At 64.5% G+C, this 17,679-nt stretch carries 13 protein-coding genes; 8 read left to right on the forward strand and 5 right to left on the reverse strand.

All coding sequences use genetic code 11. The annotated features are described in order from the left end of the window. Nucleotides 1-87: 87 nt before the first annotated feature. Nucleotides 88-957: an S-methyl-5'-thioadenosine phosphorylase gene (gene mtnP, locus KYN89_RS10380; RefSeq protein WP_197636781.1), complete on the reverse strand. Its 870-nt coding sequence runs from the start codon at nucleotides 955-957 to the stop codon at nucleotides 88-90. Further along, on the reverse strand, nucleotides 954-1,841 hold the full coding sequence (locus KYN89_RS10385) for a crotonase/enoyl-CoA hydratase family protein (RefSeq protein WP_222825021.1): 888 nt from the start codon (nucleotides 1,839-1,841) through the stop codon (nucleotides 954-956). The genes mtnP and KYN89_RS10385 overlap by 4 nt, the downstream gene beginning before the upstream one ends. Before the next feature lie 350 nt (nucleotides 1,842-2,191). Between KYN89_RS10385 and KYN89_RS10390 the strand changes: the two genes are divergently transcribed. The 3 genes from KYN89_RS10390 to KYN89_RS10400 are packed head-to-tail and all read left to right on the forward strand — an operon-like array spanning nucleotide 2,192 to nucleotide 4,540. After that, nucleotides 2,192-2,734, forward strand: a complete 543-nt coding sequence (locus tag KYN89_RS10390) for a hypothetical protein (RefSeq protein ID WP_222825022.1) — start codon at nucleotides 2,192-2,194, stop codon at nucleotides 2,732-2,734. Beyond that, complete coding sequence (locus tag KYN89_RS10395; protein ID WP_222825023.1) at nucleotides 2,731-3,540, forward strand: glycosyl hydrolase family 18 protein; 810 nt, start codon at nucleotides 2,731-2,733, stop codon at nucleotides 3,538-3,540. The genes KYN89_RS10390 and KYN89_RS10395 overlap by 4 nt, the downstream gene beginning before the upstream one ends. 13 nt (nucleotides 3,541-3,553) lie before the next feature. Continuing rightward, nucleotides 3,554-4,540 carry a lipase family protein gene (locus KYN89_RS10400; protein WP_222825024.1) on the forward strand — a complete coding sequence of 329 codons (987 nt, stop codon included), beginning with the start codon at nucleotides 3,554-3,556 and terminating at the stop codon, nucleotides 4,538-4,540. 31 nt (nucleotides 4,541-4,571) lie between these two features. Here the strand turns inward: KYN89_RS10400 and KYN89_RS10405 are convergent, their stop codons facing one another. Both KYN89_RS10405 and KYN89_RS10410 read right to left on the reverse strand, forming a co-directional pair. Further along, a complete protein-coding gene (locus KYN89_RS10405) occupies nucleotides 4,572-5,357 on the reverse strand; it encodes an SDR family NAD(P)-dependent oxidoreductase (protein WP_222825025.1) in 786 nt (261 codons plus the stop codon). A 24-nt stretch (nucleotides 5,358-5,381) separates the two neighbouring features. Next, nucleotides 5,382-6,554 (reverse strand): acetyl-CoA C-acetyltransferase, encoded by a 1,173-nt coding sequence (locus KYN89_RS10410; protein WP_197636788.1) that lies wholly within the window; start codon nucleotides 6,552-6,554, stop codon nucleotides 5,382-5,384. 123 nt (nucleotides 6,555-6,677) lie between these two features. Here KYN89_RS10410 and KYN89_RS10415 point away from each other — a divergent pair, with 123 nt between their 5' ends. Genes KYN89_RS10415 through KYN89_RS10425 form a run of 3 tightly spaced genes read left to right on the forward strand, consistent with a single transcriptional unit; the run spans nucleotide 6,678 to nucleotide 10,034 of the window. Next, nucleotides 6,678-7,424, forward strand: a complete 747-nt coding sequence (locus tag KYN89_RS10415; protein WP_222825026.1) for a 2OG-Fe(II) oxygenase — start codon at nucleotides 6,678-6,680, stop codon at nucleotides 7,422-7,424. Beyond that, entirely contained in the window at nucleotides 7,424-9,154 is a 1,731-nt protein-coding gene (locus tag KYN89_RS10420; RefSeq protein WP_222825027.1) for a 2OG-Fe(II) oxygenase family protein, read from the forward strand. The genes KYN89_RS10415 and KYN89_RS10420 overlap by 1 nt, the downstream gene beginning before the upstream one ends. Continuing rightward, nucleotides 9,120-10,034: a class I SAM-dependent methyltransferase gene (locus KYN89_RS10425; RefSeq protein WP_222825028.1), complete on the forward strand. Its 915-nt coding sequence runs from the start codon at nucleotides 9,120-9,122 to the stop codon at nucleotides 10,032-10,034. Before KYN89_RS10420 ends, KYN89_RS10425 begins: the two co-directional genes overlap by 35 nt. A 252-nt stretch (nucleotides 10,035-10,286) precedes the next feature. Here the strand turns inward: KYN89_RS10425 and KYN89_RS10430 are convergent, their stop codons facing one another. After that, on the reverse strand, nucleotides 10,287-13,247 hold the full coding sequence (locus KYN89_RS10430; RefSeq protein WP_222825029.1) for a TonB-dependent receptor plug domain-containing protein: 2,961 nt from the start codon (nucleotides 13,245-13,247) through the stop codon (nucleotides 10,287-10,289). Nucleotides 13,248-13,468: 221 nt separating this feature from the next. Here KYN89_RS10430 and KYN89_RS10435 point away from each other — a divergent pair, with 221 nt between their 5' ends. Together KYN89_RS10435 and KYN89_RS10440 are read left to right on the forward strand one after the other, a co-directional pair. After that, nucleotides 13,469-13,993 carry a hypothetical protein gene (locus KYN89_RS10435; protein WP_222825030.1) on the forward strand — a complete coding sequence of 175 codons (525 nt, stop codon included), beginning with the start codon at nucleotides 13,469-13,471 and terminating at the stop codon, nucleotides 13,991-13,993. Between the two features lie 291 nt (nucleotides 13,994-14,284). Then, nucleotides 14,285-17,464 carry a TonB-dependent receptor domain-containing protein gene (locus tag KYN89_RS10440; RefSeq protein ID WP_222825031.1) on the forward strand — a complete coding sequence of 1,060 codons (3,180 nt, stop codon included), beginning with the start codon at nucleotides 14,285-14,287 and terminating at the stop codon, nucleotides 17,462-17,464. Nucleotides 17,465-17,679 lie beyond the last annotated feature (215 nt).

Consider the following 17,679-nt stretch of genomic DNA (forward strand, 5'->3'; position numbering starts at 1 on the left):
CCACCTCCCCGCCCGGCCACCAAGGGTACAACCACAATATGGTGGCCGGGCGGGGAGGCGAGCGGATGTCGGTCCTAAGCGACTACCCTACCCAAGCACCCGCCCGGCAATCGCATCCAGCTTTGCCATCAGCGTTTTGTCGCGCATTTCGGGCGCGGTGATGATCGCGTGTTCGAGCGCGGTATCCACCGGGCTCGGTGCGCGCGTATCGGGCAGCGTCGCGACCAGTTCGTCCAGCATCGCGCGCGCGCGGTCGGCATTGCCCTTGAGCACGGACAGGATATCGAACGCCTCGACCCCGGCCTCTTCATCGCGCCAGCTGTCATAGTCGGTGACCATGCCGATCAGCGCGTAGGGCAGCTCTGCTTCGCGGGCGAGCCGCGCTTCGGGCATCCCGGTCATCCCGATCACGTCCCCGCCCCAGCCGCGATACATGCGGCTTTCCGCGCGGGTCGAGAATTGCGGGCCTTCCATCGCCACGTAGGTCCCGCCGCGATGGACGGTCGATCCGCTCGATTCCGCCGCATTGGCGACCAGCGCCGCAAGCCGCGGGCAGACAGGATCGGCCAGGGAAACATGCGCCACCAGCCCTTCCCCGAAAAAGCTGCTCGCGCGCCCGCTGGTCCGGTCGATGAACTGGTCGACGCCCACGAAGTGCGTCGGCGCCATTTCCTCTCGCAGAGAGCCGATTGCGCTGATCGCGATCAGGTCGGTCACGCCGCAGCGCTTCATCACGTCGATATTGGCGCGGTAGTTGACCGTGTCGGGCGACTTCGCGTGCCCCGCCCCGTGCCGCGCCATGAAGGTCAGCCGGACATGGCCGACCGTGCCCGTCGTTACCGGGCCCGAGGGTTCACCAAAGGGCGAGGATACCTCGATCTGCTGCTGGTTCTCCAGCTCGATCCCTTCGTAGAGGCCCGAGCCGCCGAGGACTCCGATATGCCAAGCTTCACTCATTTATATTCGGGCTCCTGCCACCAGGGATAGAAATCGGGCATGTCGGTGCTGACCTTGCCGGTGAATTCGGGCGGGCGCTTTTCGAGAAAGCTGGCGATGCCCTCCTTGGCATCGGCCCCGCGAGAGAGGCGATAGATCGAGCGGCTGTCGATTCGGTGCGCCTTCATCGGGTGATCTTCCGCCGACAGCCGCCACAGCATCGCGCGGGTCATCGCGACCGAAATCGGCGATGCGTTCTCGGCAATTTCGCGCGCCAGTGCGCGCGCGGCATCCATAAGCTCGCCCTGCGGGTGGACCGAGCGGACCAGCCCCGCGTCGAGTGCTTCCTGTGCATCGAAGATGCGGCCCGTCATGCACCATTCGAGCGCGATCGACATACCGACGAGACGCGGCAGGAACCAGCTTGAGCATGCCTCCGGCGTGATGCCGCGCTTTGCAAACACGAAGCCGAACCGCGCATTGTCCGAACACAGCCGCATGTCGAACGGCAGCTGCATCGTCGCGCCCACGCCAACCGCGACGCCATTGCACGCGCCGATCAGCGGCTTTTGCGAATTGAACAGGCGCAGCACCAGCTGCCCGCCGCCATCGCGCACCAGCGGATCGGACAGGTCGTCCACCGTCGTCGGATCGGAAAAGACGTGCCTGGGCGTGCCGTCCTCGTTCTGCGGGGGCGTCAGGTCGGCACCTGCACAAAACGCCCGCTCTCCCTCGCCGGTCACGATCACCGCGCGCACCGCATCCTCAGCATCGGTGATGTCGATCGCCTCGATCAGCTCGCGCATCATGTCGCGCGTGAAGGCGTTCATCTTCTCCGGGCGATGCAGGGTGATGGTGGCGATGGGCCCGTCGATGGCGAGCTTGATCTGGCTGAAGTCGGTCATGTCGCCGGACGGTACGCATGGGAGGGCAGATATCAACGCCAAACCAGGCAGCCGGGGCCGGCCGGAGGGTTTTGGACCGTCGGACGGTGGAGCGCCCCGAGCCCTGCCGCCGCAAGCAGGCGGGCACGTATTCGTCACGAATTGACAGTCCAGGCTGTCGGCCACCCATGATGGCAAGGAAAAACTCTGGCAACCCGAAATATTCGTAGTCCGTTTTGGACCGTTAAAGATCGGCCAGGCACTGTATTCGCGCGTATAGTTTTTCATATTTTCTTCTTCAAATACAAAGCGCTAACGCTTCTCAAAACGAGACTGCGAAAATGTTCGAGAACACACTCGGGAGAGATTATATGACCTATGTTTCCTCTTTTGAAATCCTGGCTGAAAATCTCGTCCCGACCGCTATTATTCCGTCGGGCCCGCAGAACCCTTTCCTGATTCAGGGTTTCTTTGTCGAGGTGTCGTGCCTCGCCCAGTCGGCCGGGTTCAACCTGATCTTCCAGGAAACGACCGATTTCAAACAGGGCCTCGGCCCCAAGGCGCTGTTTGCGCAGATCATCGATTCCGGCGGCAATGTGAACCCATACAACAATTTCTTCGCCTCGACCGGCCGAGGGTTCCTGAATATTGGCATCGCAAGCGGGCAGACGCTGATTTTCGGCGTGCAGTGTCTCCCGCAGCTGGTCGGGGCAGACGAAGATGAGAGCCTTCTTCCACAGGGCGGCACGGGCTGGCGCGGTACCGTCCGGCTGGACGGTCCGCCATCGGGCGCCATCATCGCGACCCCGACCCAGCGGCTGGTCTATTACACCGGCCCCAATCCCAAGTCGGATTCGGTCATCACCGCATCGGTCTACGGAGTGCCGACCGCATCGGGTGGGACCGTGCTGTGAGCCAGCCGCCGCCGACCTTCACCGCATTCTGGCTCGGCTATGTGCCCTCAGGCGGTGCTGGCGAAGGCCCCTTGCTCGGCGATACGCCCGGCTATGTCGACCGCGTGGTTCTAGCCTTTTCCAACCTCTTCCCCGGCAACGTCACTTCGGATGCCTTCCTGAGGCAGTCGAATAGTGGGGACAAGATCGCGGAAGGGTTGAAGGCGCTCAGGGCGAACTCTCCGGACACCAAGGTGATGCTGTCGATCATCGGCACACCCAACCCCGCCGTCGGCTGGAACACCGGCATCACCGATCCCGACGCATTCGGCCAGTGGCTCGCCTATGTCTGCGAAGAGCAGGGTTTCGACGGGATCGACATCGACAACGAAGATCTGGACTCGTTTCCGGGCCAGCAGTTCGTCGACACGGTCAAGGCGATGCGAAAAAGCATCCCGGACAAGATCATCACCCTCGACACCTATCTGTTCGAACGCGATCAGGAGGTCATCGCAGAGCTTGCCGACGACCTGACGTCGATCAGCACGATGGCCTATTTCCTCGACTTCACATCGATGACGGAGCTGGTCGAGCAGTACGCCGGGGTGATCGCGCCGGGCAAGATTTCGATCGGCGTCAAGGCGGACAAGGTCGGGCCGATCACGCAGGGCACCTCGCTGGAAGACACGATCGCTCTGGCGAAATGGAACCCGAGCGCAGGGCAAAAGGCCGGGATGATGCTGTGGAACCTGTCGCAGGATATCGAAGCGGTGACCGGCCAGCCCGACGGATCGTGGACCAGGGCGATCCACGAGAACATGGCATAGGGACGGGTCAGGGATGCGCAAATTCCCGATCGACGATGCCCGGCTGATGACATTCGCCGGAATTGCCTACGGCGCGGTCGGGAAGATTCCCCGTTATCTTGCCGAAGCCCAGCTGCTGGCCGGTGAATGGTCCATCATCTGGATCCCGGCAGTCGGGCAGAACCCGGATAATCTGGCCTATATCGCGCTGAACGAGCAAGCCGGATCTGTTGTTCTGGCGATCCGGGGTACCTACCCCGATCCCCTCTCGCCGATCTATTGGAACAATGGCCAGCAGGACAGTCCGTTCGGGCCCATGGTGGCGTGGAAGGATAGCGCATCCGCGAAGATCTCTGGCGGGACCAACACCGGATACACGAACCTCTCAGGCCTACTCGATGCCAACGGCAGGACGATCGCGGAAGCCGTGGCAGCGCTCGATCCGGGTGTCAGTCTGTGCGTCACCGGCCACAGCCTTGGCGGCACGCTGGCCCCGGTGCTGGCGCTGGATCTGGTCGGCCGGGAACCGGACCGCGCGATCTATTCGGTCAGCTTCGCCGGGATGACCCCGGGCAATGCCGCGTTCGCAGCCCTTTTCGAAAAAGACGGTGGCCTGTCGGGGCGCACGCGGCGGGTCTTCAACACGATCGATTCCGTCAGTTACGGATGGAACACGGTGCTCGCCACGCGCAATTTCTTCACCCCGTCACCGCGCGGCGGACCGCTGGTGACACTGTTCCTGTTCATCGCCTGGCTGCGGCTGAAGATCGGCGGCTATGGCTTCACCCCGATCGGCGAGAGCGTGGCGCTGACAGGAACCGTGCAGAACGCTTCGAGCAAGCACGGCCTGGTCAGCTTCGTCATCGAAACGCTGCACCAGCACATGCCGGATACCTATCTCGCGCTGCTGGGCGCTCCACCGCTGCCGTTCTCGATCCTGTTCGGTGCGGTGACAAGCGATGGCCCCGCCCCGCCGGAAGTGCATCCGCAGGACAGGGCCATGCCTGTGTTTCACATCTGAAGCCTCAACGCGAACGCGGAGACCGTCGCGCCTAACGCGGCGCCATGCGGATCGCGCCGTCGAGGCGGACGTCCTCGCCGTTGAAGTAGCTGTTCTCCAGCATGACCATCGCCAGCTTGGCGTATTCTTCCGGCTTGCCGAGGCGCTTGGGGAACGGGACCGAGGCGTTGAGCGCTTCGATCGCCTTTTCGGGCAGGCCCATCAGCAGCGGGGTGTGGAAGATGCCGGGCAGGATCGTGTTCACCCGGATGCCCTCGCCCATCAGGTCGCGCGCGATCGGCAGGGTCATGCCGACGACGCCGCCCTTGGAGGCCGAGTAGGCCGCCTGGCCGATCTGGCCGTCTTCGGCGGCGACGCTGGCGGTGTTGACGATCGCGCCACGCTCGCCGTCGTCGTTCAGCGGGTCGAGCGTCAGCATGCCCGCCGCCGAGTGCGCGATGCAGCGGAACGTGCCCACGAGGTTCACCTGGATCACGAAGTCGAACGCGGCGAGCGGGAAGTGCTTGATGCTGCCGTCTTCCTTGGAGCGGCTGGCAGTCTTGATCGCGTTGCCGATGCCGGCGCAATTGACCAGAATACGCTCCTGACCGTGCGCTTCGCGCGCCTTGGCGAAGGCCGCGGCAACATCGTCCTCGCTGGTCACGTTGACCTTGCAGAAGGTGCCGCCGAGCTCTTCGGCGACCTTCTGGCCTTCATCTTCCTTCATGTCGAAGATCGCGACCTTGGCGCCCTTCGCGGCAATGGCGCGCGCGGTGGCAAGGCCGAGGCCGGATGCGCCGCCGGTGACGACGGCAGGGGTGTTTGCGGAAATTTCCATCAATCTCTCTCCGGTTAGGTGTTGTTAGAGCGCCTCGACGATGGTCACGTTGGCGACGCCGCCGCCTTCGCACATCGTCTGCAAGCCGTACTTCTTGCCGCGCGCGTGCAGCGCGTGGATCAGCGTCGACATCAGCTTCGTTCCCGAAGCCCCCAGCGGGTGGCCCAGCGCGATCGCGCCGCCATTGACGTTGAGCTTGTCAGGGTCCGCGCCGGTGTGCTTCAGCCATGCCATCGGCACCGGGGCGAAGGCTTCGTTGACTTCGTACAGGTCGATATCGTTGATGCTCAGCCCCGCCTTCTTGAGCGCCTTGTCGGTCGCGAACAGCGGTTCTTCGAGCATGATCACCGGGTCGCCCGCAGTCACCGTCAGGTCGACGATCCGCGCCAGCGGCGTGAGGCCGTGTTCCTTGAGCATTGCTTCGGAGACGATCAGCGCCGCGCTCGACCCGTCGCAGATCTGGCTGGCCAGCGCCGCGGTAAGCCGACCTTCGGGGCTGAGCAGCTTGACGCCGGCGATCCCTTCCAGCGTGGCGTCGAAGCGGATGCCTTCGTCCACCGTGTGCATTTCGGAACCTTCGGGCGTCTCGATCGGGATCGGCACGATTTCCTTGTCGAACGCGCCCGCCTTGGTCGCGGCGGCGGCTTTCTCGTGGCTGGCAAGTGCGAAACGGTCCATCTCGTCCTTTGAGATGTCGTGCTTCTTGGCCATCATCTCGGCGCCCATGAACTGGCTCCACTGGACGCCGGGATATTTCTCCTCAAGGCCCGGCGACTTATAATTGCCCAGCCCTTCCTTCATGTGGAACATCGCGGTCGAGCCCATCGGCACGCGGGTCATGCTTTCGACGCCGCTGGCGATCACGACATCCTGCGTCCCGCTCATCACCGCCTGCGCGGCGAACTGGATCGCCTGCTGGCTGGAGCCGCACTGACGGTCGATCGTTACCGCCGGAGTGCCCTCGCCCAGATGCTTGGTCGCGAGCACCGCATTGCGGCCGACCTGCATCGCCTGCTGGCCGCCCTGGCTGACGCAGCCCATGATCACGTCGTCGACCACCTTGGGGTCGATTCCCGTGCGCTCGATCAGCGCATCCAGCGTCTGCGCGGCAAGGTCTACCGGATGGACATCCGCCAGCTTGCCGCCGCGCTTGCCCCCTGCGGTTCGCACCGCATCGACGATATAAGCATCAGCCATAAGTCACTCTCCCAAGTTTCGTTTCGCAACCGAAGTGACGGGCAGGCTGCGCGGTGTCAAGCATGGCTGCGCGCGCCTAGCTTGCCTCACAGGTGGGCATGGGCCTATGCCCTGCCCCCAGCCATGACCACCAGAACACTCTTCGAAATCAACCCCGACCTCGACCGCGCCGCGCTGGCGAAACGCTTCGCCCAGACGGGCCGCGTACAGGTGCGCGACGTGCTGACGCGTGAAGCGGCGGAGGAAATCCAGAGCATCCTGATGAAGGGCACGCCGTGGGGCATGGCGGTGCGCGCGGGCGACAGCCCGGACACGCCGCCGCGCGGCTTTTCCAACGCGGAAATCATGGCCCCGGGCGGTGCTGACCAAGTCAATAGAATGGCCAATGCGGCGGCGCAGGCGACCGCGCGGGGCGACTATGGCTTCCGCTACGCCCAGTTCTCGCTGGTCGAGGCTGTCCAGAAGGGCTGGAACCCGGGCGGCCCGCACGAGCTGCTGCTCGAACATATCAACGCGGACGCGTTCATGGAGCTGGTACGCGAGATCACCGGGTTCGACACGCTGTCCAATGCCGATGGACAGGCGACCATGTTTGCGCCCCAGCACTACCTCGGGCGGCATAGCGACAGCCATGTCGCGGAAGGCTGGAAGGTCGCCTACGTGCTCAACTTCGCCCGCGAGGACTGGCATCCTGACTGGGGGGGCTATCTGCTGTTCCTCGACGATGATGGCGACGTGATCGAAGGCTTTCGCCCACGCTTCAACGCGCTCAACATGTTCGCCGTCCCGCAGAGCCATCTGGTCAGCTTCGTTCCCCCCTTCGCCCCCGCCGGGCGGCTGGCGATCACCGGCTGGTTCCGCGACCGCTGATGACGGGCACTCCTTCGCTCTCTGCCCGCGAATGGTACGAACGCGCGATCGCGGCCGAACAGCGCGGCGCGAAGGACGAAGCCGAGCGGATCATCACCCAGGGCCTCGGCGAACATCCGAACGAGGCGGCGCTGCACGACAGCGCGGGCAATCTCGCGATGCGGCGGGGTGAATACGCGCTCGCGGCGCAGCGTTTTGCCGCCGCCGCCCGCCTCTCGCCGAGCCACCTCCCCTTTGCGATCAATGTGGCAATCGCCCAGACGCAGGCGGGTGCGCCCGAGGCGGCGCTTGCCGCGCTCGTCCCGCATGAGCAGGCGGGGCGCCGCGACGCGCGCTATTGCTCGACCCGCGCCAATGCCGCGCGGCTGGCAGGCGATCTGGCGCAGGCGGCGCGCTGGTACGATCTGTGCCTGACGCTCGACCCCAATCACCCGCGCGGGCTCGCGGGGCGCGCGCGCGTCGCGCTCGAGCGGGCCGAGCGCGATGCCCTCGCGCGCATCGACCTCGCCCTGCGCAGCCAGCAAAGCGATCCGCACTTGTGGCTGAGCCGCGCTCAAGCGCTCGACGCGACCGGCCACACGGCGGAGGCGCGCGCGCTGGCGCAGCAGATCGCTGATCAGGCGCCGTCATGGCAGCCGGGGCTCGATTTTCTGGCGCAGCTGCGCCTCGGCGCGGGCGAGAGCGACTTTGCCAGCCATTTCGAGGACGCGGCGCGCAAGGCGCCCGGCGACCCCAATATTGCGATCGCGCATATCGCGGCGCTGGGCGCTGGGGACGAGACGCTCGCCGCCAGAGAGCGGGCGACCGCGGCGCGCGCAGCCTTTCCCGGGATCGAGCAGTTCGCACTACTCGAAGCGGTGTACGCGAGCGCGGTCGGCGAGGACGAGCGGGCCGAGCGGGCAATGGCGGCACTCTCCACCGACAGTCTCGACCGCGCCCTGCACGAAGCGCGGCACGCGCTGCGAACCGCGAATTGGGTCGGCGCAGAGGCGGCGCTGGCGCGCGCGCGCGAATTTGCGCCTTTCGACGTCAGCGCATGGGCGCTGACCGGCCTGCTGTGGCGCGTGACCGATCCAGAAAAGGCCGCCTGGCTGCACGAGCAGGAGGGGCTGGTCCAGCTGCTGCCCCTCGTCGATGGCGACGCGGTCATGCCACCCGCGATCGCACTGCTCGGCCGGCTGCACGATAGCTCGGCCTTCCCGCTCGGCCAGTCGCTGCGCGGGGGCACGCAGACGCGGGGCATCCTGTTCGACCGGACCGAACCCACCCTCGCCGATCTGAAAGGCGCGATCCTGTCGACCGTGGAGAGCTATCGGGAAACCCTGCCTGCACGCGACCCGACGCATCCGCTACTGCGCTATCGCTCCACCAAATGGCGGTTGAATGGATCGTGGTCAGTCAGATTGAGGTCGGGCGGCGATCACCACGCGCCGCATATCCACCCCCAGGGCATCCTCTCGTCGGCGCTGTACCTGATGCTGCCGCCGCCGGATAAGGACGGCTCACAGGGCACGCTCGAACTCGGTCGCCCTGCTCCCGACCTGCGGCTGGACCTGCCGCCGCTGCATCGGATCGCCCCCAAAGAAGGCCATCTCGCCCTGTTCCCAAGCACGCTTTATCATGGCACAACCGCATTCGGGTCGGGAATGCGGATGACAACCGCGTTCGATGTAATCGCCAGGGGGGGCTTGGGCGATGGGACAGACGACGACGGATCACGCCTGGAGTGAATTCTGGGCGCAGCAGGGGCCGCATGGCAGCACCGGCTGCCTGCCTGCGCGCTGGCAATCGGTCTTCGCGACACTTGAGAGGACGTGGCGTACGTTCGCCTCGCGCTTGCCGCAGGGCGCGTCGGTGCTCGACCTTGCGACCGGCGATGCGCGCGTGCTGCACTGGATCGGCACCACTCGCCCGGATACAGTGCTGACCGGGATTGATCTGGCCCCGCAATTGCCCCAGCCACCGCCGGGCGTGGATCTTCGTCCGGCGACCGCGATGGAAGACCTTCCCTTCCCAGACGCAAGCTTCGATGCGATCGTCAGTCAGTTCGGCGTCGAGTATGGCGACACGCCGCAAGTGGCGCAGGAGATTGCCCGCGTGGCGAGCGATGACGCGGCAGTGGGCATGGTGATCCACCGTGGCGACGGCGCAATCCTGTCGCACAACCTCGCTCGGGCCGAACAGATCCGCTGGGTCGTCGATGAGATGGGCCTGATGGCCAAGACCAAGGCCGCGCTGAATGACGAGCAGCCGCCATGGCCCGATGCGACCGCGATGGTCGCCGCGATCGTCGAGCAAGGGCGGGCGAAGCATGGCGACCGATCGGCCGCCTGGGAGATACCCGAGGCCGTGCGGCGCTCCCTGCTGATGGGCGCACAGGCGGGCGATACTGTTGCGGGCCTTGCCGCCCTGCTCGACCGGATCGAGGCGCAGGCGCGCAACGAGCTCGCGCGGATCGCCTCGCTGGAGGCCGCCTGCGCGACGGCCGATGCGCGAGACAGCTTCTTCGGGGCGTTCGCCGCCGCCGGGCTCGCAGTGAGCGAAACCGACGAGTTGAGCGATGCTGCCGGTCGGGTCTTTGCGGAGATGATTGCGCTCAGACGCGCCTGACGCGCAGCAAGCTTCCTTGCCGGCGCGGACAGCGGTTACTGGATCAATCGAGGCTCCGTTCCCCGGCCTGCGGCGTGACGAGCGGGTAGACCTGCGCGCGCGCTCTTTCCCAGGGCACGCCTGCGGTCCGGGGAGTCATCCGCTCGCGCGACATATCCCTTCTCCGCAAAAGTGCCTGCGTCAGTCGCGGGCACAAAAAAACGGCGGGCTCCGAAGAGCCCGCCGCCTTTTTTCGGCTTTCGCCGCGCGTGACTAGAACTTGACCAGCGCGCTGACGAAGAAGTCGCGACCCAGCACGTCGTAGGTGCTTGGGTAGGTGTTGGCCTGTTCCTGGTTGTCGCCAAGCAGGAGGCTGTTCGGACGGTTGGTGACGATACCGTTCGCGTCGAACAGCGGCACGCCCGGGAGCGTGTCGAACAGGTTGTTCACACCCGCGGTGATCGTCAGGCTCTCGTTCGCCGCATAGGAGAAGGTGAGATCCATCAGGTCATAGGCGTCGATCTTTTCGATGCCGTTGAACTGGGTGTAATCCAGACCATCATCGTCGTCAGTGACCGAACCAACATGGCGCCAGCGGATCGAAGTGGTGACCGGACCATCGATGAACGAGGCACGGCTGGTCCACTTGAACTCAGGCGTCGGTTCGCCACAGGTCGCACCGAAGCGGCCCGCACATTCGTTGACGGTGTCGAAGCCCTGCACCGGATACAGGTCATTCTTCTCGTTCCAGGTGCCGATGAAGGAGAGCTGCAGGCGCTGCTCCCCAGTGTCGGTGAAGAGCGAGAACGGAATGCTCGTGCCGTAGCTGATCTGAAGGTCGATACCCGACACTTCAAGCTTCGCGGTGTTGTCCTGGACCAGAACCGGCGGGTTCGCCGTGGTGATCGCACCGTTACCGGCACGCGATCCGACGATCAGCTGACAGAACGGGCTGTTGATGTCCTGCACCACGTTGTAGCACAGGTTCAGCGTGCTGTTCAGGCCGCCACCGCGAGTAGCGATCGCGTCTTCAATCTTGAAATTGAAGTAGTCGGCAGTGATCGACAGGCCCGGGATGAACCGCGGCTGCACCACCAAACCAACAGTATAGCTGTCGGAGGTTTCTTCGCTCAGGTTGGCGTTACCGCCGAAGAGAGCCGGGACCTGCGTGTTCGGACGGATGTTGGGGTCGCCAACACTGCCCGGAGCAACGCCCGTCGCGATGCACAATGCGTTGAGGGTAGCGTCGTTCTGCGCACCCGCCACCGCGCACGGATCGGTAGCACCGGGGAAGCCGATCGACCGACCGCCGAACAGCTCGCCCACGTTCGGAGCGCGCACCGCACGCTGATACTGGGCACGGAACTTGATATCGGGGATCGGAGCGAACTCCACACCACCCGCATAGGTCCACACGCCACCGATCGTGCCGCTCGAATAGTCGGAGTAGCGCGCCGCACCCGAGATATCGAGAGCTGCGGTACCGAAGCGGACCGGGATCGCGAGTTCGGCGAACAGTTCGCGAACGTCGTAGCTGCCATCGGTGGGCTCACCGGCGTTGAAGCCGATGACGTCACCCGAAGCGAGCGCGGTGTCCGGAATGAACTGCGCGGCAACCTTGCGGTATTCGCCACCGAAGGCAAAACCGACCGGGTCGGATGCTTCGGTGATGGCGAAATCGCCGAAGGTACCCGAAATCACCGCCGTAGCGACCTGAAGCGACGAGACATCGCCGTTCTGCGCCTGGATCGTGATCGCATCGACCATCTCAGGCGTCAGCGTGCCCGGACCGAAGATGTTGATCGGGGTACCCGTGCCGTCGAGACCCGCCTGGAACAGCGAGGCGGAAATGTTGCCCTGCTGAATGTTGGCGTTCCGCGTACGCGAATACATGTAGTACGCATCGTAGTTCAGGTAGCTGCCGATCGGGCCGGTGATCCCGCCGAGCACGCGGAATGCATTGCGCTCGTCAAGGTTTTCGCGAAGCCCGGTCTCAACGATACGACGCTGAACGTAGAAGTTCACCACGCCCGGATCGTCAGCCACGCCGTCCAGCGCGTTCTGTGCGGTTTCCGCCGCGTCGATCGCCTGCAGCTGAGCAAAGTCGCCTGCCACGAGGAACGGCTGCACGGTTGCCAGATCGACGTTGAACTCACCCGTCACCGGGGTTGCGGCCAGCGCGGCCTGGACCTGGTTGTTGACGTAGGAAACTTCGGCGTAGGCACGGTGACCGCCGCCCAGTTCATAGTCGGCATAGCCGCCGAGCAGGTAACGTTCCTGCGGAAGCTGCAGGTAGTTGACCGGCGCGTAGTTGTAGAGGTCGCCCGCGCGACGACGGAAGTTGGCCGGTTCGTCGAAGACGACGCCGGTGCCGAAGCCCGAAGCGCCCGCTGCACCGAATTCGGTCCCGGCGGGAAGGCCGGTGTTGCCCTGCGCACCGCCGAGGTAGCGGAGCACACCGCTGGGCAGGGTCGAGGAACCGAACTGCTGCAGATCAGCACCATCGGTTTCGCCGCCCAGAGCGAAGTTGGAGAATGCGCGGTCGCCCTGGAAGATCGAATCGCGGTTGTAATATTCGGCATAGACCGTCGCGTTACCGCGACCATCGGCAAATTCGCTGCCGATCGCACCGTGGATTTCATAGCGGGCACCATCGCCGCGCTCGGTCAGCGAGTACTGGCCGCCGACTTCGACGCCCTGCACGTCCTTGAGGCGGAAGTTGACGACCCCGGCGATCGCGTCCGAACCGTAAACGGCCGAAGCACCACCGGTCACAACGTCGACCGATTCGAGCAGGAACTGCGGGATCGTGTTGAGGTCGACGACCTGCGCGGTGTTGTAGAACATCCAGCGACGGCCGTTGACCAGCACCAGCGTGCGCGCAGCACCAAGACCGCGAAGGTTCAGCGTCGCGGTGCCATCACCCGGGTTGTTCGAGAACGAGGTCGTGCCCGGCACGACCTGCGGCAGGGTGTTGATCACGCTTTCGACGTTGACCGAACCCGACAGTTCGAACTCTTCCGAGTTCACGACCGCGACCGGAGCCGCGGTTTCGAGGTCGCGACGGGCGATGCGCGAACCGGTGACGACAATCAGTTCGCCATCGGGGTTGGATGCACCGGTTTCGAGTGCGGGCTCGTCTGGGGTGCCCTGCGCCATGGCGGGCGTGGCAAACACCGCCCCGGCCATCACGGTCCCAGCAAGCAAGGCCGCCTTGTTAAAACGGTTGGTCATTGAAGTCCCCTTCGTAGGAATGCGCCAATGAGCGCACAAATTTCTCGGAGCTTGTTTCCGATAGGACCGCTCTAGGTCACCGGACGGCCCGCTTTCAATAAGGACCGCGTACCAACCCGCCCTGAGAGCATGGCCCTGTGACTTTTCGGTGACAGTTTCGCACGCGACACGCCGTGCTACCAAGCGGCCAGAAATCGAAACGAAGAGGCTTTCGCAGACCCATGACAGGACCGAATATTTCCCTCCCCGCGGCAGCCCTCTCGATCGCCCTTGCCGGCCTGGCCGCACCGGCCCTCGCCCAGGATGATTCGCCCGGCTATCTCGACCGGCTCGCCACGTGCCGCGCGATCGAGGAGCCCGATGCCCGTCTCGCCTGCTACGACCGCGAGGTGGGCGCAGTGGTCGCCGCGAGCGAGGAAGGGGAGGTCCGCCTGGTCGACCGCGAAGAAGTCCGCCAGACGAAGCGCAAGCTCTTCGGCTTCACCATTCCCAAGGGCCTGTTCGGCGGAGACGACAAGGAAGACATGGACCTGCTGGAGACGTCCATCACCCGCGTCGCTCCCTATGGCCGCAGCGGCTATCTGATCACCACCGAGGAAGGCTCGGTGTGGCAGATTTCCAACCCGCCGATGCGCTTCAATCCACCAAAGACCGGTCAAACCGTCGTGTTCAAGCGCGCCGCGCTCGGCTCCTTCTTCATCCGCGTCAACGGCCAGCTCGGGGTCAAGGGCGTCCGGATCGAATAGCCATCCGGTCAGCGAAGGTCGCCCGCTGCGAGCGCGCCAGCACCGGCGATCCAGCGGACGAAAAGCCCCGGCTACCGGCGCCTTCGCAAGTCGTGTCACCGAGCCGACTTCCCGATGTTGCGAAAGTGCAACATGGGCCAACAAAGCCTCTCACACGCAAGCTTTTCGATTGCGCCAGGGCACGCCCTTCAGCATGGCCGAAAGTCACAAAAACGGGGCCACCTGCTTTTGGAAGTTTGCGCAACTCATTTCGCCGGGTCGCAGCCGGCTCTTTCTTGGGGGAAAGATCAGATGAAAACCAGTTACTCCACCGTCGCACGTTGTCGCGGGGCGCTTTTTGCGACCGCCGGCGTTGCGGCACTTGCTTTCGGCGCGCCTGCCTTTGCGCAGGACACCGATTGCGTCGACGTTGATGAAAACGGCGTGTGCGACACATCCGAGCCCGTCGATTCCAGCGCCGCCGTTCCTGCGGAAGGCATGATCGTCGTTACCGGCTCGCGCATCGCGCGCCCCAGCATTTCCTCGCCCGTGCCGCTGACCTCGGTCACCGCCGGCGAACTGACCGACCAGGGCGACATCTCGCTCGGTGACGCGCTGAATGACCTTCCGTCGCTGCGTACCACCTTCAGCCAGGGCAACTCGACCCGCTTCATCGGTACCGCAGGCCTCAACCTGCTCGACCTTCGCGGGCTCGGCACCAGCCGCACGCTGGTTCTCGTCAACGGCCGTCGCCACATCACGGCGCTGCCGGGCGATTACCTGGTCGACGTGAACACCATCCCGACCGACCTGCTCGAGCGTGTTGACGTCGTGACCGGCGGTAACTCCGCGATTTACGGTTCGGACGCGGTTGCCGGCGTCGTCAACTTCGTCCTCAAGCGCGACTACGACGGTCTGTCGCTGCGCGGCCAGGCCGGCATCTCGGAGCGCGGCGATCGCGCGACGCAGTTCGTCGCCGGTGTGTGGGGCACCAACTTCGCCGACGGTCGCGGTAACATCGCGATCGCTGCCGAATACGCGAATGCCGATCCGCTCTACTTCCGCGACCGCGACGAACTGACCGGCGCTTTCAGCGGCCGTTGCCAGTACAACACGGTCGAACCGACCGGTGGTGAGCCCAACGGCACCGACGGCATCATCGATACCGCTCCGCTGTGCGGCGTGACCAACAACAACATCTCCGATGGCGGCTTCCTTGGCGCGTACGGCGATCGCAGCATCCTCGTGTTCCAGCCGGACGGCTCGATCATCCGCTCGCGCCCGCGCGACGCGCTGGGTTCGTACACCAGCAACGTGATCGGCGGCGCAGGTTCGACCCTGCGTAACACCGGCCAGCTCGCTGCCGGCCTCGAACGCTACACGGTCAACCTGCTGGCCCGTTACGAGTTCAGCGAGGGCTTCCAGCCCTTCATCGAAGCCAAGTACGCTCACGTGGACGCAATTCAGGAAGGCCAGCCGAGCTTCTTCCAGGGTTCCATCCCGGGCTTCTTCGGCGGCGGCTCCAACCTGCGCTGCGACAACCCGTTCCTGACCGACCAGGCGTTCAACACGCTGGCCGGGATCGGTTTCTGTAACGCGACCCCTGACGCCACGCCGTTCACCATCGGCCGCTTCAACGTCGACTTCGGTGGCCGCGGCGAATTCCAGAGCCGTGACACCTACCGCGTCGTCGCCGGCGTCGAAGGCACGTTCAACGAAGACTGGCAGTACGAAGTTTCGGTCAACTATGGCCGCTTCGAATCGCATCTCGAGTCGCTCAACAACCTGGTGCTGTTCGACCTCGACGGCAACGAAGACGGCTTCCTGCTGGCACTCGACGCTGCGCGTAACGCTCAGGGCGAAATCGTCTGCCGCGTGAACCAGGTCACCGTGACGCGTCCGGACTGTGTGCCGATCAACGTGTTCGGCTTCGGCGCACCGAGCCAGGCCGCGCTGGACTTCGTGAACACCACGACGACCCGCGACGAAAAGGCGGAAGAGTTCGACGTTCTGGCGAGCGTCTCGGGCGATCTCTCGCAGCTGTTCGAACTGCCGGGCGGCCCGATCGCCTTCGCGGTCGGCGGCGAGTATCGTACCGAAACCGCTTACAGTGCGTTCGACGATCTGGTGCAGGCAGGTGGTACCTTCCTCAACCAGATCCCGACCTTCGACCCGCCGAAGCTCGAAGTTCTGGAAGGCTTCGCCGAAGTCGCGATCCCGCTGCTCGCCGATCTTCCGTTCGCGGATGAGCTGACGATCTCGGGTGCGGCGCGCGTGTCGGACTACAACACCGCCACGGGCACCGTCTGGGCCTACAACATCAACGGTATCTACGCCCCGATCCCGGACATCCGGTTCCGTGCGGCATACGCTACCTCGGTGCGTGCTCCGACCCAGAGCGACCTGTTCTCGCCCGCTTCGCAGAACTTCGGCCAGCTGGCCGATCCCTGCGATGCGCAGAACATCACCAACAACCCGAACCGGGCTGCCAACTGTGCCGCGGCCGGCGTCCCCACGACGATCACCCCGGCGATCGCAGCAGCTTGCGCCGGCATTGTCGATCCCAGCCTGCTGGACATCGGCGATCCGTTCGTGAACTGTACGGCTCGGTCGTCGTCGACTGCCTACACCTCGGGCGGCAACCCGAACCTGATCGAGGAAAAGGGCAAGTCGCTCACCCTCGGTGTGGTGCTTCAGCCGCGCTTCGTGCCGGGCCTGAGCTTCACGGTCGACTACTACAACATCGAGATCGAAGATCAGATCGCGACGTTGGGTCCGCAGACGATCCTGAACAACTGCTACAACGACGCGAACGGGATCAACAACCCGTACTGTGTGTCGATTTCGCGTGACCCGACGACCGGTCTGTTCAACGATCCGGCGCTGCTGTCGAGCGGGATCAACTTCGCGTCGCGTAAGACCGAAGGCATCGATTTCGATCTGCAGTACAACTACACGTTCGAAAACGATCACCGCCTGCGGGTTCGTGCAATCGCTACGCACCTCCTGAAGCTCGACTTCTTCGAGAACCCGGATGACAGCGAAGTTCCCAACCGCATCCGCGGCGAACTTGGCGATCCGGAATGGGCAGCTTCGTTCAGCGCGAGCTACGACATCGGTGATGTCGAGTTCACCTGGTCGATGCGCTTCCTCGACGAGATGACCAAGGGTGCATACGAAAGTGCCTTCCCGTACATCGGCCGTTGCCCCGCTTCGGGCTCGACCGGTTACACCGGCGGCACCTGTACCCCGGGCGAACTGACCACGCTCGACCCGTCGAACGTCGACCAGTACGCTGATCCGACCTTCCCGATGAAGATCTACCACAACGTGCGGATCGACTGGGATGTGGACGATGCGTTCAACTTCTACGTTGGTGTCGACAACCTGCTCGACGAGCAGCCGCCGTTCGGCCAGCTCGGCACCGCCGGTGGCGATCCGTACGACACCTTCGGTCGTTACTTCTACGCCGGTATCCGCGCCGACTTCTAAGCGCGATATCGAACCAAACAGGAAAGGCCCCGGGAAACCGGGGCCTTTTTTGTTGGTGGGTCAAAATGAGGGAAATCGCACCGGGCGTGGCGAGATACGCCGGCCATAGCGAGACCCAGCTCCCGATTGCCTGCCCCCGTCAGGCCCGCGGGACTTGCGCCGCTGCGATCGAAGCTCGCGCAAGCAGCTCTTTGTTTGACGCGCGGTGACGAGCG

The organism is Alteriqipengyuania abyssalis (genome assembly GCF_019857185.1).
Taxonomy (GTDB): domain Bacteria; phylum Pseudomonadota; class Alphaproteobacteria; order Sphingomonadales; family Sphingomonadaceae; genus Alteriqipengyuania; species Alteriqipengyuania abyssalis.

Bases quoted from the DNA above. Each gene is read 5' to 3' on its own strand.
- mtnP (WP_197636781.1), bottom strand. From the start codon at position 957: ATGAGTGAAGCTTGGCATATCGGAGTCCTCGGCGGCTCGGGCCTCTAC.
- KYN89_RS10385 (WP_222825021.1), bottom strand. From the start codon at position 1,841: ATGACCGACTTCAGCCAGATCAAGCTCGCCATCGACGGGCCCATCGCC.
- KYN89_RS10390 (WP_222825022.1), top strand. From the start codon at position 2,192: ATGACCTATGTTTCCTCTTTTGAAATCCTGGCTGAAAATCTCGTCCCG.
- KYN89_RS10400 (WP_222825024.1), top strand. From the start codon at position 3,554: ATGCGCAAATTCCCGATCGACGATGCCCGGCTGATGACATTCGCCGGA.
- KYN89_RS10405 (WP_222825025.1), bottom strand. From the start codon at position 5,357: ATGGAAATTTCCGCAAACACCCCTGCCGTCGTCACCGGCGGCGCATCC.
- KYN89_RS10410 (WP_197636788.1), bottom strand. From the start codon at position 6,554: ATGGCTGATGCTTATATCGTCGATGCGGTGCGAACCGCAGGGGGCAAG.
- KYN89_RS10415 (WP_222825026.1), top strand. From the start codon at position 6,678: ATGACCACCAGAACACTCTTCGAAATCAACCCCGACCTCGACCGCGCC.
- KYN89_RS10420 (WP_222825027.1), top strand. From the start codon at position 7,424: ATGACGGGCACTCCTTCGCTCTCTGCCCGCGAATGGTACGAACGCGCG.
- KYN89_RS10425 (WP_222825028.1), top strand. From the start codon at position 9,120: ATGGGACAGACGACGACGGATCACGCCTGGAGTGAATTCTGGGCGCAG.
- KYN89_RS10430 (WP_222825029.1), bottom strand. From the start codon at position 13,247: ATGACCAACCGTTTTAACAAGGCGGCCTTGCTTGCTGGGACCGTGATG.
- KYN89_RS10435 (WP_222825030.1), top strand. From the start codon at position 13,469: ATGACAGGACCGAATATTTCCCTCCCCGCGGCAGCCCTCTCGATCGCC.
- KYN89_RS10440 (WP_222825031.1), top strand. From the start codon at position 14,285: ATGAAAACCAGTTACTCCACCGTCGCACGTTGTCGCGGGGCGCTTTTT.